Here is a 15159-nt window from a genome sequence, read left to right on the forward strand (position 1 = left end):
GGGCCGGGTGTGTGCACTGCCGCACATGGCCTGCGGTCGATTGCGTGTATATTTCGATAATACGTTCCAAGGGGCGAATAATGCGAAACTTTCTGGCAATGGGTGTGCTGGCGACGGTTCTCTTGTCCGGCTGTGGATACAACGATTTCCAGGCCAAGGACGAAGCGGTCAAGGCCCAGTGGGGCGAGGTGGTCAACCAGTACCAGCGGCGGGCCGACCTGATCCCGAACCTGGTCAATACGGTCAAGGGCTACGCCTCCCACGAGCGTGAAACGCTGGAGGCGGTGACCAAGGCGCGTGCTTCTGCCACCAGCATGCAGGTGACGCCTGAAGTGCTGAATAATCCCGGCGCGCTGCAGAAATTCCAGCAGGCGCAGGGTGAATTGACCAATGCCTTGTCGCGGCTGATGGTGGTGGCCGAAAAATATCCCGAGCTGAAGGCGGATGCCAGCTTCCGCGACCTGCAATCGCAGCTCGAAGGCACGGAGAACCGCATCACCGTGGCGCGCCAGCGTTACATCGCCTCGGTGCAGGACTTCAATATCCTGGCGCGGCGCTTCCCGACCAACCTGACAGCGAAGATGTTCGGCTATGACGTGAAGCCCAGCTTCACTGTCGAGAACGAGAAATCCATTTCAAACGCTCCAACGGTGGACTTCAACAAGAAGTAAGGAGTCGCAATGGCGACCACACCTCGGCAAACGCGCGGCGGCGGCAAGGCTTCCAGCCGCGACGAAGATCGGTTGAGCGATCCGCTGCTGGACCGCGACCTGGCGCGCCGTACCGGCGGCCTGGCGGAGAATGCGCGGCGCTGGACTATCCTGCCCGGCTCCCCGTGGCTAAGGGTGGTGGCCGGGCTGGCGATCCTCGCGCTGCTGGTTCTTGTCATGACCGGCGCCCGCGCGGCCGACGGCTTCGTTGCGGTGCCGGCACATGCGGCGCGCGTTACCGACCAGGCAGGCATGCTGACCGCGCAGCAGCGCTCGGCCCTTGACGGCGTGCTGGCCGATTACGAGCGCAAAACGGGCAGCCAGATTGCCATCCTGCTGCTGCCTTCCACGGCGCCGGAAGCGATCGAGCAATACAGCATCCGCGTGGCGGATGCCTGGAAGCTCGGGCGTCAGGGCGTTGACGATGGCGTGCTGCTGGTGGTGTCCAAGGATAATCCGTCCGCCCTGCGCAGGCTGCGGATCGAGGCCGGCCGCGGAGTCCAGGGGACGCTGACCGATGCCCAGTCAAAACGCGTTTTGCAGGATGTGATTGCACCGCATTTTCGGCAAGGCGACTTTTATGGCGGGCTGGCGGCCGGTGTGAGTTCGATCGCTGCTTTGCTGGATAAGGAACGCTTCCCTGCTGCGCCGGGCGCTGCGGCTGGCGGTGCGGCCGCTGGAAGTGGCGGTATGGCCGGCATGGCGGAAGCGGCCGGCGCAGGCGCGATTGCCGGCAGTGGCGGCGCGGGCACGGCGCGCAGCGCGGCGGACAGCAGCGGCAACGCACGCGCACCCGGCGGCCCGGACAACGGCACGGGCCAGGGTGGCCGCCGCGCTGAAGGTGGCAGCTGGTCGGCGGGTTGGCTGTTTCCCCTGCTGCTGTTTGGCGTCTTCGTCGTCCTGCCCATGATGCGCGGCGGTTCGCGCCGCGGCCTGCGGCGCGGTGGCTGGGGATCGGATGCCACCGGCGTGCTGATTGGCGCCGCGCTGGGCAACGCCCTGGGTGCCGCCGCAAATCGCGGCAGCAGCGGCGGCAGCTGGGGCGGCGGTGGCGATTTCGGTGGCGGCGGCTTTAGCGGTGGCGGCGGCAGCTTCGATGGCGGCGGCGCCTCGGGAGACTGGTGATGACGACCGAAGCAACTTCCTTCTTCGGCCGCTGCCAACGCGCCTGGCGCCATATGGTTAGCGGCACCGGCGCCGGCAAACGCGCCTTCCCGCCGGCCACGCTGCAGGCGATCGAACAAGCCATCACGCTGGGCGAGCAACGCCACCGCGCCGAAGTGCGCCTGATCGTGGAACCGGGACTGGACGCCCGCTCGGCCTTCCACAACATGAGCAACCGCCAGCGCGCCCGCGCCCTGTTCGCCCAATACGGCGTGTGGGATACCGAAGAGAACTGCGGAGTCCTCATCTACATCAACCTGGCGGCGCGCGAGGTCGATATTGTCGCCGACCGCCACGTCGGCAAACTGGTCGCAGACACCGAATGGCAAACCATCTGCCGCACCATGACCACCGGTTTCGCCCAGGGCGACTACCACTCCCCCACCCTGTCCGCGCTGGAACAGCTCAATACGCTCTTGGCGCGCCACTACCCGGCCGACGGCAAACGCCCCAACCAACTGCCCAACGACGCGGTCATCCTCTAAAATAAGCTTCCTAACCGACAAGCGGAAGCAACATGAAATTAACGAATAAAGTAGCCATCGTCACCGGCGCCACCCAGGGTATCGGCCTGGCCTGCGCCCAGCGCCTCATTACCGAAGGGGCCAAGGTCATGCTGGTGGACATCAAGCCGGAAGGCGCCCAGGCCGCCGAAGCCCTGGGTGGGCAGGCCCGCTTCTTCGCCGCGGACGTCAGCCAGAAAGCCGATGTCGACGCGCTGGTCGCTGCCACGCTGGCCGCTTTCGGCCGCATCGATATCCTGGTCAACAACGCGGGCGTGACCCACAAATGCAGCTTCCTCGACCTGGCGGAAGCCGATTTCGACCGGGTGCTTGGCATTAACCTGAAGTCCATGTTCCTGTGCGGCCAGGCCGTGGCGCGCGAAATGGTCAAGCAGCAAAGCGGCTGCATTATCAATATGTCAAGTGTGAACTCGGAACTGGCGATCCCGGACCAGGTGCCGTACGTGGTGTCGAAAGGCGGCGTCAATCAATTGACCAAGGTGATGTCGCTGAACCTGGCGCCTTATGGTATCCGCGTCAACGGTATTGGCCCGGGCACCATCCTGACCGAACTGGCAAAACAGGCGGTCCTGGCCAGCCCGGAAGCCAAACGCACCATTTTGTCGCGCACTCCTTTGGGGCGTTGCGGCGAGCCGGAAGAGGTCGCTTCCATATGCGCTTTCCTCGCTAGCGACGATGCCAGCTACATGACCGGTCAGACGCTGTTCGTTGATGGTGGCCGCTTGGCGCTGAATTACGTTGTACCAGTTAAAGAATAGTTATACGGAATATGAATAACGATTATCGGAAACAAAAATTGGACTGATATGCGGCGGCGCACCATAATTGCACATGTCTCCACTATTCTCCTCCAAGAAAATAGTTTAAGCCCGCTTTAACCAGCGGGCTTTTTTTTTGCTTACTCGGGCACGTAGATATACAGGTCGCCGCTGCCAAGCGTCTTGGCCCCTTTGCCTGTCGCCCCCTTCAATGCTGCCTTGATTGCCGGGTTCTTCCTGGCATCCAGGCTCGAACCCAGCACTTTGCCGTCCCAGCTGTACACCTGTTGCCATTCGCATTGGGCGCAGTTGCCGCCATTGCTCATCATGATCACGATGAACTTCTCCCTGGACGGAGTCTCAGCACAGGTGACCTCGCTCAGGCGCTCTGCAATGACAGGATAGGCTTCGCCCGGCTGCAACGCGGCAGGCTTGAAAACCTGGCTACCCAGTTCGCGACCGGTGGCGATATCGCTGATGCTCAGGCTCTGCTTGGTACAGGACAAGCCGGCAATGCCATCTTGCTGGAAACATTCGCCCTTCAGTTCAATCTTGCGCTCTGCACATTGCATGGCAGCGCTGCGCTTGAGCAGGGGCACTTTGCCAGCTGCCGATGCAGTTTGCGCCAGCCCAACCGCTAGCAAGAGTCCTACGAATACAGTAATATTTTTCATGATTAGTTGAGTAATAAGCAATTTTTCCGCGCGGAATTATAGCGCGCCTGGCGGTATCGGGCCGCGTAATTCCCAGCTACACTGTCGAGACCTGCCAATCCTGGGAGAACGCGGTGGCCACCCTGCTCGATAGGATGAAGCTATGGCAACGTTTTCTATTGCTGGGAATGTTGGGCGTGCTGCTGGTCGCGCCGCCGTCCTATCTGTTCCTGCGTGAGAACAGCCACAGCATCCATTTTTCCACACTCGAACAGACCGGGCTCAAACCCGGCGCCCAGGCCCTCGACCTCCTGCAAAGCATCCAGCAGCACCGCGGCCTGTCAGCCGCCTTCGTTGGCGCCGGCCAGCTGGCCAGCGAGCGCAGCGCCAAAGAAGCGGAAGTCAATCGCCTGCTGCTAGGCATGTCAACAATGCTTACCGATGGCGATGGGCAGGAGCACAAAATGCTCGCCCGCATCCGCGACGAATGGACTGCGCTGGCGCGCGACGTCAGCACGCGCAGCCTGGCTACAGTAGAAAGTTACGAACGCCATACCGCACTGTGTGAATTTACCCTGCTCTTCATCGAACAACTGGCCGACCAGTCCGGCCTCTCGCTCGATCCCGATGCCGATTCCTATTACCTGATGCGCGCCACCTATTTCGACCTGCCGCGCGTGGCGGAAGACCTGGGACAGATGCGTGCGCGCGGCGCCGGATTCCTGGCCACGCGCAAGATCGATATCGAAGGCCGCGCCATCATGTACAGCCTGCTCAGCAAGGCGCGCCATGCCAGCGCCAGCATGCAGCGCACCATCGGCAAGGCTTATGCCGCCAATCCCGTACTGAAGCAGAAGCTCGATATCCCGGTCGCCGCCGCCGCTGCCGCCGCCGCCGAAGTGACGGAGCTGGCACGCACGCGCATCGTCATGGCCGACACGCTGGAATACGCCGCGCCGGATTACATTGGCGCCACCACCCGCGCCATCGACCAGCAATTCAGCGCGGACGATGCGGCCTTTGCCCTGCTGTCTTCCCACATCGAGCAGCGCCTGCATGCGCAGGATGAGACCCGTCAATTGCTGGCCGGAGGCATCATCGCCATTGCTTCGCTGGCGATCCTGGCCGGCTACGCGATCAGCCACCACCTGGTCTACCAGATTGGCGGCGAGCCATCGGAGGTATGCGAGGTGCTGCACCAGGTCGCGCAAGGCGACCTCACGCAGCGCATGCGCTTGCACAAGGACGATCGCCGCAGCCTGGCCTATATGGTGCAGGACATGGCGCAGCGCCTGCACGCCACCGTGACCAGCGTGCGCCAATCGGCAGATGCGCTGGCCAATGCGGCGGCACAAGCCAGCGCCACCGCACAGGCCCTGAGCACCAGCTCCACCGAGCAGGCGGCCAGTGTGGAACAGACCAGCGCATCGATCGAAGAAATGAGCGCCTCGATTTTCCAGAACCATGAGAACTCGCGCGTCACCGACGACATGGCGGCACGCGTCGCCGTCTATGCGGTGGAAGGCGGCGATGCCGTGGCACGCACCGCCACGGCGATGCAGCAGATCACCCGCGAGATCGCCATCATCGACGACATCGCCTACCAGACCAACCTGCTGGCGCTGAACGCCGCCATCGAGGCGGCGCGCGCAGGCGAACATGGCAAGGGCTTCGCGGTGGTGGCGGCGGAAGTGCGCAAGCTGGCCGAGCGCAGCCAGGCCGCCGCCCAGGAGATCAGCGGGGTGGCGCAGGACAGCGTCGCGGTGGCCAACCAGGCCGGCATGCTGCTGAAGGAGATCGTGCCCGGCATCCGCAAGACTTCCGAACTGGTGCAGGAAATCAACGCGGCATCGCGCGAACAAAGCAGCGGCGCCAGCCAGATCAGCGAAGCGATCAACCAGCTCAGCGACACCACCCAGCGCAATGCCGCCGCGGCCGAACAGCTTGCAGCCACCGCCGAAGAATTGACGGGCCAGGCCGATACCCTGCTCGACGCTGTTGCATTCTTCAAAGTTTGACCGAAGCTTGATTTATGTCATGGTGCTGTCACAGCCAATCCCTATAATGGACTCATCTGCTGCACACGCAATCGATATGCGTGGCGGCAGAAGGTGCGCCGGCCTAGTGCCGGCGCAACCGCTTCCGTGGTATCTTCCCACCCATGCAAAAATTCCTGACCCTGCTGTTCCTCAGCGACGCCCACGCACGCTTGCGTTTCTGGGGCGCCATCACCTTGTTCGTGCTTAACTGCATTATCGGATCGATCCCCGGTGCCCGCGCTGAAGCGGCAGAATACGCCAGCGGCCTGGTGCTGCACAGCTTTGGCTATTCGGTGCTGGCTTTCTTGCTGTTTACCGGCTGCCAAGGCGAGCCGGCGCAGCGCGCGCTGAAGGCCGTATCCGGCATCGCCATCATGGGCGCCATCGATGAGATCGTTCAATCCTTCTTCCCTTACCGCCATGGCTCAGTCGACGACTGGCTGGTCGACATGGCAGCCGCGATCATTGCCTCGACCGTGATGTGGGCCTTGTGGAGCTTGCGTAAGCATCCTGCTGCTTGAAGTGCGTCGGCCGTTTTCGGAACGGCGTACACTTCCCGGACGCGCGGACCTTACGTGGCTTCTTATGGAGGATGTATGAAACTTTCCGTAATCATGCTGGTGAGCCTGGCCCTGGCGGGCTGCGCCCATGACAGCAGCAAGAAAACCGCCAGTGTGGATGAAGGCAGCAACAGCTCGGTGGCCGCCAATTGGGATGGCGTGGTACAGTCGATCGATCCGGCAGGCGCGATGTCGGCCGGCGGCGCGGTTGGCGCAGCTGCGGCCGGCAGCGCCGGTGGTTACCGCGTCACTGTGAAAAAGGCGGATGGTTCAATCGAAACCTTGAATGTGGACAGCATGCCCAGCTATCGCGTGGGCGACAATGTCCGCTATTCGAGCGGTTCGCTGAGCACCAGCCCGAAATACTAGTAGACCTTTTCGACCTGGTAGCCGTGCTGGCGCAGCAAAGCCGGCACGCCTTTGTCGCCGACCAGGTGCAACAGGCCGATGCCTATGAAGGCGTCGCCCTTGCGCATGATCGCTTCAATATTCGCTGCCATTTCCGGATTGCGCTTGCCCAGCAAAGTGCGGTCCATGAAGCGGGCGGACACCGAGTCGCCCGTGGTCAACTCGCGCGTCAGCGTCGCGATGCGCGACGCATCTGCAGCGCCCCATGCCTCCACCAGGCCAGCCGATTTGCGCAGCGCCGCACCGCTGTCGATATCGGCGATATTTTCCAGCAGGTAGGCTTCCTGTTGCGCGTCGCTCAATGAGGCGAACAGGCCGAGCTGGTAGTCCGCGGTCTCCAGTTCCTGCAAGGGTTTCTTCTGCTGCGTGGCGTTGCTCAGCAAATAGCCTTCCACACCCAGGCCGCGGTTGAAACCGCTCTTTTCGATCTCCTGCCCGACCAGGATATTCGCCACCACCCAGGGGCGGTAATGCTGGACGCTCGACAGCGGCAGCTTGACCTTGTCGAGCGCTACCTGCAGCCTGGCCAGTGCAGCCGGCGACAGATGGTCGCGGATCGATTGCCCGGCCGGATATTGGCCGTGGCGTTCCAGCGCCCGATAGTAAGGCGCACTGGCGCGCACATCGATTTCCAGCACCAGCGAACTGGACTTGGCCAGCGCTTCGGTCACTTCAGGCTCGAGCGGGAAAAAATCCTGCTTGCCCACGTGGATGGTGCCGAACAGGTAAGAAGTTTTGCCTTCGTGATGCACACGGTACAGCGAGCCGCGGCGCGGCACATCGTTGACCTGGAGGGCATCGGCGGACGCGGCGGAATTCGCCGGCGGGATACTCATATCCATGGTGTGTGCCGACAAGGAAAATGACAATGCAGTCAGGAAGACAAGCTTGCGGAACATGGCATCTTTTCATGGGATGCCTGTGTCGCAGCCAGGCATGGGCTGTAGGCTTCCAGTGCGAAAGCCTTGTTGCCCATGGTAATGTCATTTACTGCCGTAAGGCAATACTCATTTCACCAACAATGTCGACAATTACTTCGCTAATTCCACCAGCACCGCGGTGTACATTTCCAGGTTGAGAAGTAATTGCTTTTCCGTCATATGCTCGTGCTCGGAGTGGCCGGTATAGACCTTGCCAGGCATGGTCGGGCCGAAGCTGACGGCACGCGGGAACAGGCGTGAATTGGTGCCGCCGCCGACTGAAACCGGCTGTGGATCCTTGACGCCGGTGTAGTGCGAAAACACCTTCATCAGGGTCGGCAACTGCGGCGCCTTGTCCTGTATCCAGGGCTCGCCGATCTGCGCGGCCAGGGTGGCGCGCGGCTGGTTTTCCGCCTTCCACACATCGAATGCCTGGTTGATTTCCGAAGTCAGCTGGGCTGTTGTTTTTCCGCGCGGACGGCGCAGGTTGATGCCCAACACCAGTCCCGTGTCGCTCGCCTTCAAGGTGGTTGGCGACACGGTCATCGGACCCATGAAGTCATCGCTGTAGGCAATCTTGCCGAACCGCTCACCTTGCAGGCCGGTGCCGATCATGTCGTTGACGAAATCGACCATCATGCCGGCCTGGCTGGCGCCCCAGTGCTGCACGTCCAGCGCATCGGCCAGCATGGCGATGGCGTTGACGCCGTCTTCCGGTTTCGAGGAGTGGGCGGCAAGGCCCTTGCCGGTGACGGTCAGGCGCGTGCCCTGCCATGCGTACTGGTAGCTCATGCCCTTCTGCTGAGCGGCGCGGGTGCGGATCGCCAGTTCCAGCGCCGGGTCGGCGTTGTCGATGACGGCCCGCGCATCTTCCGGAATCTGGCTGTCGAAGAAGCCGCCGGTGAAGCTTTGGACGACCGCACCGCTACCCGGCGCCGGCGCCATGTCCGGCAAGGTGACGCGTACCGCGCCCCAGCCTTTTTCCGCCGTCACTGCGGGATATTCGGCGTCGATGGTGATATTGGTTTGCGGCGGCGTATGAGTCTTGAGGAAGGCTTCCAGCGGCGCCCAGTCCGATTCCTCTGCCATGTAGATATACAGCTCGATGCGCTTTTTCAGCAGCACATTGCGGTCCTTGATCGCCTTCATCGCATACATGGCGGTGGCGATCGGGCCCTTGTCGTCTTCGGTGCCGCGCCCCAGCAGCAGGCCCGGTTCGCTGCTGCGATCGAGCTTGAACGGCGACTGCTTCCACTTGCCCGGGTCAACCGGCTGCACGTCGCCGTGGGTGATCACGCCAACGCGTTCCTTGCCTTCGCCCAGGCCGACCACCATGATGTAGCCATGGTCGGTAAAGTCCAGCCCCAGGCGCGATGCTTCCTGCTTGATGAAGCGCTTGAAGCCGATGTGCTGGGGGTTCTTCTCGAACGGCACCTTCTGGTCGGCGACGGTGTTGAAGCTGACCATGTTCGCCAGGCTCTCGATCACCTTCTCGCCATAGGTCTGGCGGGCGTAGCGCGCGGTTGCGGTGGCATCGCTGCTGAGGGGAGCGGCATGGGCTGTGGCAAAAGCTAGCGTAGTGGCTAGTGCAAGTCTCTTGATCATTATGCTATTGGTAGTTGGACAGGATTTTGTTGATGGCGCCTTCGCGCAGCAACTGGGTGATGGCGGCATCGACTTCCGCCAGGGCCACGCGGCCCTTTTCCGAAACGGCGCAGCGCGTATGGTAGCTGCGCACTACCAGCGGTTCATGGACGTTGACTTTTTCGCCCTTGTGCAACTGGTAGTCGTAAAACGATTTGATGGTGGCGACGTGGCGCAGGCGGCCGGCTGCCAGCTTGCGCAAGTTGGCCAGGTTGGAATGGGCATCGGTGCGAACGAAGCCGGTGCCCATGGCTTTCTCCATTTCCGGATACTGGAAGCCAAGCACGGTGCCGATCGGCTGGCCCCACAGGTCGAGCAGGCTTTGGGGCTGCGCCACTGTCAGTGAAGTGATGACTGTTTCGGTCTGCGGCATGAACGCTTGCGTCCAGCCGAAACGCCCCGGCAGCCACTCGGGCAGGTACATGCACAGTACGTCGCCCTGCCCCGCTTCGAGCGCCATCGAGATGCGCTTGCGAGGCATCGAAAGCGTGACCGGTGTGCGACCCATTTTTTGCGCCAGCGCCAGCGCCAGGTCCTTGTGGATGCCGCCCACCACTTCGCCGTTGCGGATATCTGCCATCGGCATTTCAGTGCCGGTGTCGACCAGTATGATGACTTTTTCGGCACGTGCCGAAGCGGCAGTCAAAAGGGCGAGCGTGATGGCGGAAATGGCTTTCATTTAGAAATATTAACCCACCAGCAGCCTTTTTGTTTCAGTGCTATCCTGCACCCGCATGAAACAAGCGCACCAGATCACCCCCGCCATGATCTTGCTGCTGGCTGTTGCCAGCGGCCTGATAGTCGCCAACCTGTATTACGCCCAGCCGCTGGTGGGCCCGATCAGTCGCGCCACCGGGATCGATCCCGGCGCGGCAGGCCTGATCGTCACGCTGACCCAGGTCGGCTATTGCCTTGGCCTGGCTTTTATCGTGCCCCTCGGCGACCTGCTGGAAAACCGCCGGCTGACCGTGACGCTGCTAGGCGCAACCTCGCTGGCGCTGCTGGGCGCGGCGCTGGCGGGCAATGCGGCGACCTTCCTTGCCGCCGCCTTCTTCATCGGGCTTTGTTCGGCAGCGGCGCAGGTACTGGTGCCGTTTGCCGCGCACATGTCGGCGCCGGAGCGCCGTGGGCAGACGGTCGGCACGGTGATGAGCGGGCTGCTGCTGGGGATCATGCTGGCGCGGCCCGTTTCCAGCCTGGTGACCGATGCACTGGGATGGCATGCGATCTTCTTCATCTCCACAGCGGCCATCGCCGCACTGGCAGTGGTGCTGCAACTGCGCCTGCCGCAGCGCCGGCCCGAGGGCGGTTATCGCTACGGTGCGCTGCTGGCCTCCATGTGGACGCTGTTGCGCACCACGCCGGTCCTGCGCCGCCGCGCCGCCTACCAGGCCTGCATGTTCGGCGCCTTCAGCCTGTTCTGGACCACGGTGCCGCTGGTGCTGGCCAGCCCCGCCTTCAACCTTTCGCAAACCGGCATCGCGGTCTTTGCTCTGCTGGGCGTAGCCGGTGCGATTGCATCGCCGATCGCCGGACGGCGCGCCGACCAGGGCAAGTCCCGTTCGACGACCCTGATGGCGCTGCTGGCCGCCGCGGCGGCGTTTGCCGCGCCGCTGCTGCTGCACGGCAGCCGCGACTTCACGCTGGTGCTGCTGGTGTTTTGCGGGATCGTGCTGGACATGGGAGCTTCGGGCAACCTGGTGCTGGGACAGCGCGCCATCTTTGCCCTGGGCGCGGAAATGCGCAGCCGCCTCAATGGCCTGTATATCTCGATCTTCTTCGCCGGGGGAGCCTTCGGCTCGTGGCTCGGCGGCTGGACCTGGGCGCATCATGGCTGGAATGGCGTGCTGCTGGCAGGCCTGTCGTTCCCGCTGCTGGCGCTGGCGCTGTTTGCCACCGAACGTCGCGATTAATGCGCCCACATCCGGAACTCGCCCTGCATCTGCAGGCTGCCGTTGATATTGACGCTGCCAAGATTGCCGGTGACGGCGGCATTGGGGTCGTTTTGCACACTCATTGATTCGAAGCCGAAATTTGTGTAGCGCATTTGCGACGGCAGCGTAATGGCGATGTAGTCGCCGTTACCGTCGGGCCTTGCCTGCACATTGAGGCCGACGGCAAACATGTCGACCGTGCCGCGCACATTGCGCAGCACGATGTAGCGCGGCTGCCCGCCATCATGGAAGCCAAGCGAGAGGCGGCTGTCGGTTACGGCGCCGACCAGGGTCGGATCGTTCACCACCACGTGGGCCGCGAAGCTGATGCCGTCGCGGGCGCTGACGCCGGAAAGTTCGCTGTCTTCAAGCGGCTTGGGCGGCGCGGCCTGCAGCATGGCCGGAAGCAGCAGCAACAGTGCGGCGAGTCTCGTCATTGGCGGAATTTGATATCAAGGTAGTTGATCTGGATATTGCCGATGCGGGAAGAACCCAGGTCCATATTGCCACTTGGCGCTGTGAAGCTGATCTTGCCGATCTCAATGCCGCCGCTGGCTGCCTGGCCGGTGCCGTACTGCGCGTCCGGCGCGCCGATGCCGATGTGCAGGCGCGGACCATTTTCGTCGGCCAGGGCATTGACCAGCGCCGGCTGGCGCGCGACGTCGGCGATTACCCATGGCTGTCCGGTGAAGTTGCCGTTTTCGTCGGTGGCTCCGATGCGGATGTTGTCGAGCGCCAGCTGGCCTACCGTATTGGCGCGTCCGTTCGGGCGCAGCGCCCACTGGCCGATTTCCATGCGCATCGCCACGCCCAGGGCCAGGCCGTCCTGGGTGCGTGGCGTGGAGAACTGCCAGCCGCCCCCGTACAAGGCCAGGTCGCTCACCACAATTGCGCCGCCATCGCGGTCGATGCCATCGGCGTTGACGCCGAAGTCGTGGGCAAGCTGCCATTTCTGCTCGCCGTTGACGTTTTGCGGCAGGCTGAATTGCGCGACGTCGGCCAGGCCGTTATTGCTGCGTAAGATGTCGAAGCGGTAGGGATCCGAGAATGGTGTCGCGCTGTCGCTGCGCGATGCACTGGGGTTGCCAGCCCAGATGCTGGCGCCGTCCGGGCGCGTATACGTCACGCGCAGGTCGCCATTCATCGAAAAGCCATTCAGGTCGAAGCTGACGCCGTCGCGCCCCCGCACGTCGGAAAGGGCGCTGTCGTTCAGTGGGCGCAGGCCGCCGGCCAGCGCCAGCGGTGACGCCAGCGCGATGCACGCGGCCAGCAGGGAGCTGCGCGCGCCCAGCATCAGCGCCCCCCCGGCATGAGCGGTGCTACCGGTGCCGGAACCGGTGCCGCAGGCAGGTTGGTAAGCGACACCAGCTTGTCGCGCCAGTTCAGCCATACGCCCGACTGGGCTGCATCGGGCATCTGCGTCGTGCCGCTCGGCGCCTGGAACTGCACACCCGACTTCAGTACGGAGATCCAGAAATCCCGGCTCGGCCCGGAGGCATCGCCCGCGCGCACGCCGACCAGGGAGCTGGCGCCATCCCAGCGCTTGCCGCCGCCCGCATCGGCATGCGAATCGATGGTTGCCGGCTGGCCGTTCGCGTCGACGCCGCTCACCAGCAGCGAACCGGAAAGACCGTTCACCTTCAGGCCCACATCGCCCTTGATGCTGTCGAAGCCCATGCGCATGCCCACCACTTCGCGCGGTGCAGCGGTATCACCGGTGTTGCGGTACACGACTTCGAAGTACGGATCGGTAATCGAGACCTTGCTGCCGTTCTGCCCGAACTGCAGCGAGGGCATGTCGATATCGGCGCCGGTCCCTTCACGCGAAGGAAAGCGGTAATCGCCCAGGCGGATATGTCGCAGGCTGGCATTCAATTCCACGTCCGCATCCAGCGCGATGCGCGTGAAATCAAAGCCGCCAAGCGTGCTGTTGCTCACTGCCAGCAAGCCCTGCCCGCGTGCGCGCGACAAGTCGTCGTCGCTCATGGGCCGCAGCTGCGCAGAAGCCGGTGCGCAGAAAAAGACGGCCGCCAGGGCGGCCGCAAAGAGACGGGATTCCATCATCAGGAAAGTCGCAGAGCGGCCGCTCCCACGGCCGCAACTGCGATTAGTGTGCCCAGATCCACACTTGGGTGCCACGCAGGTCAAGCTGGTTCATGGCCATCGAACCGTAGGAAGCATTGCTGCCGCCCATCTTGATTGCGTCAACGGAGATGTTCAGCAGTTTGCCTGCTGCCACCTGCACGTCGGCCGGGATCGCGATTTGCACCACGTCGCCGCCGGTTGCCGGGTTGTAGAAGGTGCCTGGGTTGGTCACGCCGGCAGCGCCGGCAGCCTGCAGGAACGAATTGCGCGACAGGATGTCGATGGTCGCAGCGATCAGGCCATTGACCTTGATGCCGTTGAAGCTCACCGAACCGCCGCCCAGGCCGTTGGCATCCACTGCGTCGGTGTCGGTGTAGACGAAGGATTCGACTTTGACGTTCAGGTTGGCGCCGATCGACACGCCGTCCTGGCCGGTAACGGCGCTCAGTTCTGCGTCTTTGATCGGGGTCATGGCCGATGCCGACAGGGCCAGGGTGGACAGGGCGATTGCTACAGCGGTGGTAATGCGTTTCATATCGTTGATCTCCGTTCGAATAAGAATTGTCGTTTGGTCTTGCTCCTGTATGCCTCCTTGCCGGTCGCGGGCCTGGTGGGCCCGGTGCAGCGAGGCACCGTCTTAATATTGTCGCAATATTAATTAAATTTATGATAGGTGGCGCCACCGGAAAGGGTCTAGCGTTTCACACTGACCGCACAGGCCAAACGCTTGTCCTGGGGAGCCAGCCAGAGGAAGAGCGCCGTTCGCCGCATGTTGCCTGCATTAGCATAAGTTTTCGTGTGCGAACTAGAGGTGTGCATCTAATTTTTATGCAACGTGCGCTGCGTGAAACGTGCGTAAATAAATAACAAAAGAGCAAGGACGAACGTTCGTCCAAATTAATAACGGAGACGCCATGGGTGCAGAATTCGACGCGCGCGCGACGCGCAAGGGCAGCGCTTACCCCAACGATCGGGAGCTGCCATGCTGATGCTGTTAATGGGGGTCCTGGCAGCCCTGATTGGCGGTTCCGCCGCCCTCTCGCGCCACGACGTGCAGGAGCGTCCCAAAGACCAGTACGAGATGCCGCAAACCATGCTCGGCGGCGGCAGCTACTCGCAGGCCGTGAGCATGGAGCCGTTCTCCGAGCTCAAATACCGCCACATCGTGCGCCAGGCTTACGACTACAGCTGCGGTTCGGCGGCGCTGGTCACCATCCTCAAATTCCACCTCGGCCTCGACGTCACCGAACAGCAAGCCATGGAAGGCATGCTGGATAAGGGCGAAAAGGAAAAGATCATCGAGCGCCGCGGCTTTTCGCTGCTGGACATGAAGCGCTACGCCGCTTCGCTCAACGTGCCCGCCGCCGGCTACAAGGCCGAAGTGAAGGACTTGCTGACGCTGGAAGAACCGGCCATCGTGCCGATCGACTACGCCGGCGCCAAGCACTTCGTGGTGCTGCGCGGCATACGCAACGGCGTGGTCTACATCGCCGATCCCTCAGCCGGCAACCTGGCCTTCTCGGTACAGGAATTCGCCACGCTGTGGGACAAGAACACCTTATTCATCCTGTCCGCACCGGCCGGGCAGAAAGCACCGGCACAACTGGCGCTGAATGACCAGGAACTGGGCGTGGTCGACATGGACCGCGTCACTAACCATGGCCAGCTCGATCCCTTCAACAACACCACGCAACTGCTGGAACGTGCCGTCAACTCCGGCCCGGCCCGCACCTGGATGCACCGTCAATAAGGAAACGCGA

At 62.7% G+C, this 15159-nt stretch carries 17 protein-coding genes; 9 read left to right on the forward strand and 8 right to left on the reverse strand.

Annotation, left to right across the window (positions count from 1 at the left end; all coding sequences use genetic code 11):
• Positions 1–80 precede the first annotated feature (80 nt).
• The 4 genes from ASE26_RS03265 to ASE26_RS03280 all read left to right on the forward strand — a co-directional run bounded on the left by ASE26_RS03265 (position 81) and on the right by ASE26_RS03280 (position 3156).
• Positions 81–671, forward strand: coding sequence for a LemA family protein (locus ASE26_RS03265; protein ID WP_055936667.1), 591 nt, complete (start codon positions 81–83; stop codon positions 669–671).
• Between the two features lie 216 nt (positions 672–887).
• Positions 888–1835 carry a YgcG family protein gene (locus ASE26_RS03270; RefSeq protein WP_057245698.1) on the forward strand — a complete coding sequence of 316 codons (948 nt, stop codon included), beginning with the start codon at positions 888–890 and terminating at the stop codon, positions 1833–1835.
• Entirely contained in the window at positions 1835–2359 is a 525-nt protein-coding gene (locus tag ASE26_RS03275; RefSeq protein ID WP_055936666.1) for a TPM domain-containing protein, read from the forward strand. Before ASE26_RS03270 ends, ASE26_RS03275 begins: the two co-directional genes overlap by 1 nt.
• A gap of 32 nt (positions 2360–2391) precedes the next feature.
• Positions 2392–3156 (forward strand): SDR family NAD(P)-dependent oxidoreductase, encoded by a 765-nt coding sequence (locus ASE26_RS03280; protein WP_055936665.1) that lies wholly within the window; start codon positions 2392–2394, stop codon positions 3154–3156.
• Positions 3157–3296: 140 nt separating this feature from the next.
• Here the strand turns inward: ASE26_RS03280 and ASE26_RS03285 are convergent, their stop codons facing one another.
• Positions 3297–3830, reverse strand: coding sequence for a hypothetical protein (locus tag ASE26_RS03285; RefSeq protein ID WP_057245583.1), 534 nt, complete (start codon positions 3828–3830; stop codon positions 3297–3299).
• 113 nt (positions 3831–3943) lie between these two features.
• Between ASE26_RS03285 and ASE26_RS03290 the strand changes: the two genes are divergently transcribed.
• From ASE26_RS03290 to ASE26_RS03300, 3 genes are all read left to right on the forward strand, one after another.
• Entirely contained in the window at positions 3944–5827 is a 1884-nt protein-coding gene (locus tag ASE26_RS03290) for a methyl-accepting chemotaxis protein (RefSeq protein WP_156398176.1), read from the forward strand.
• A gap of 143 nt (positions 5828–5970) precedes the next feature.
• On the forward strand, positions 5971–6369 hold the full coding sequence (locus tag ASE26_RS03295; protein WP_055936656.1) for a VanZ family protein: 399 nt from the start codon (positions 5971–5973) through the stop codon (positions 6367–6369).
• 75 nt (positions 6370–6444) lie between these two features.
• A complete protein-coding gene (locus ASE26_RS03300; protein WP_055936654.1) occupies positions 6445–6777 on the forward strand; it encodes a hypothetical protein in 333 nt (110 codons plus the stop codon).
• Here ASE26_RS03300 and ASE26_RS03305 read toward each other — a convergent pair.
• The 3 genes from ASE26_RS03305 to ASE26_RS03315 form a co-directional block, all read right to left on the reverse strand.
• Entirely contained in the window at positions 6774–7715 is a 942-nt protein-coding gene (locus ASE26_RS03305; RefSeq protein WP_082507554.1) for a TraB/GumN family protein, read from the reverse strand. The two genes, ASE26_RS03300 and ASE26_RS03305, sit on opposite strands and share 4 nt — an antisense overlap.
• Before the next feature lie 132 nt (positions 7716–7847).
• A complete protein-coding gene (locus tag ASE26_RS03310; protein WP_057245584.1) occupies positions 7848–9341 on the reverse strand; it encodes a dipeptidase in 1494 nt (497 codons plus the stop codon).
• Positions 9342–9345: 4 nt separating this feature from the next.
• The gene (locus tag ASE26_RS03315) at positions 9346–10059 is read right to left on the reverse strand and encodes an ABC transporter substrate-binding protein (protein ID WP_057245585.1); all 714 of its coding nucleotides are present in this window, start codon (positions 10057–10059) and stop codon (positions 9346–9348) included.
• 55 nt (positions 10060–10114) lie between these two features.
• Here ASE26_RS03315 and ASE26_RS03320 point away from each other — a divergent pair, with 55 nt between their 5' ends.
• Positions 10115–11293 (forward strand): MFS transporter, encoded by a 1179-nt coding sequence (locus tag ASE26_RS03320; protein WP_057245586.1) that lies wholly within the window; start codon positions 10115–10117, stop codon positions 11291–11293.
• On the opposite strand, the gene ASE26_RS03325 is transcribed toward ASE26_RS03320, so the two are convergent.
• The 4 genes from ASE26_RS03325 to ASE26_RS03340 all read right to left on the reverse strand — a co-directional run bounded on the left by ASE26_RS03325 (position 11290) and on the right by ASE26_RS03340 (position 13934).
• On the reverse strand, positions 11290–11751 hold the full coding sequence (locus tag ASE26_RS03325) for a hypothetical protein (protein ID WP_057245587.1): 462 nt from the start codon (positions 11749–11751) through the stop codon (positions 11290–11292). The genes ASE26_RS03320 and ASE26_RS03325 overlap by 4 nt on opposite strands.
• Positions 11748–12704, reverse strand: coding sequence for a DUF6160 family protein (locus tag ASE26_RS03330; protein ID WP_229207279.1), 957 nt, complete (start codon positions 12702–12704; stop codon positions 11748–11750). The genes ASE26_RS03325 and ASE26_RS03330 overlap by 4 nt, the downstream gene beginning before the upstream one ends.
• Positions 12608–13300 carry a hypothetical protein gene (locus ASE26_RS03335; protein WP_200953856.1) on the reverse strand — a complete coding sequence of 231 codons (693 nt, stop codon included), beginning with the start codon at positions 13298–13300 and terminating at the stop codon, positions 12608–12610. Before ASE26_RS03335 ends, ASE26_RS03330 begins: the two co-directional genes overlap by 97 nt.
• 121 nt (positions 13301–13421) lie before the next feature.
• Positions 13422–13934, reverse strand: a complete 513-nt coding sequence (locus ASE26_RS03340; RefSeq protein ID WP_055936636.1) for a DUF6160 family protein — start codon at positions 13932–13934, stop codon at positions 13422–13424.
• 447 nt (positions 13935–14381) lie between these two features.
• On the opposite strand from ASE26_RS03340, the gene ASE26_RS03345 reads away from it, so the two are divergent.
• The gene (locus ASE26_RS03345) at positions 14382–15149 is read left to right on the forward strand and encodes a C39 family peptidase (protein WP_055936633.1); all 768 of its coding nucleotides are present in this window, start codon (positions 14382–14384) and stop codon (positions 15147–15149) included.
• Positions 15150–15159 lie beyond the last annotated feature (10 nt).

Source organism: Duganella sp. Root198D2 (genome assembly GCF_001428585.1).
In the GTDB taxonomy this organism is placed as follows: Bacteria; Pseudomonadota; Gammaproteobacteria; order Burkholderiales; family Burkholderiaceae_D; genus Rugamonas.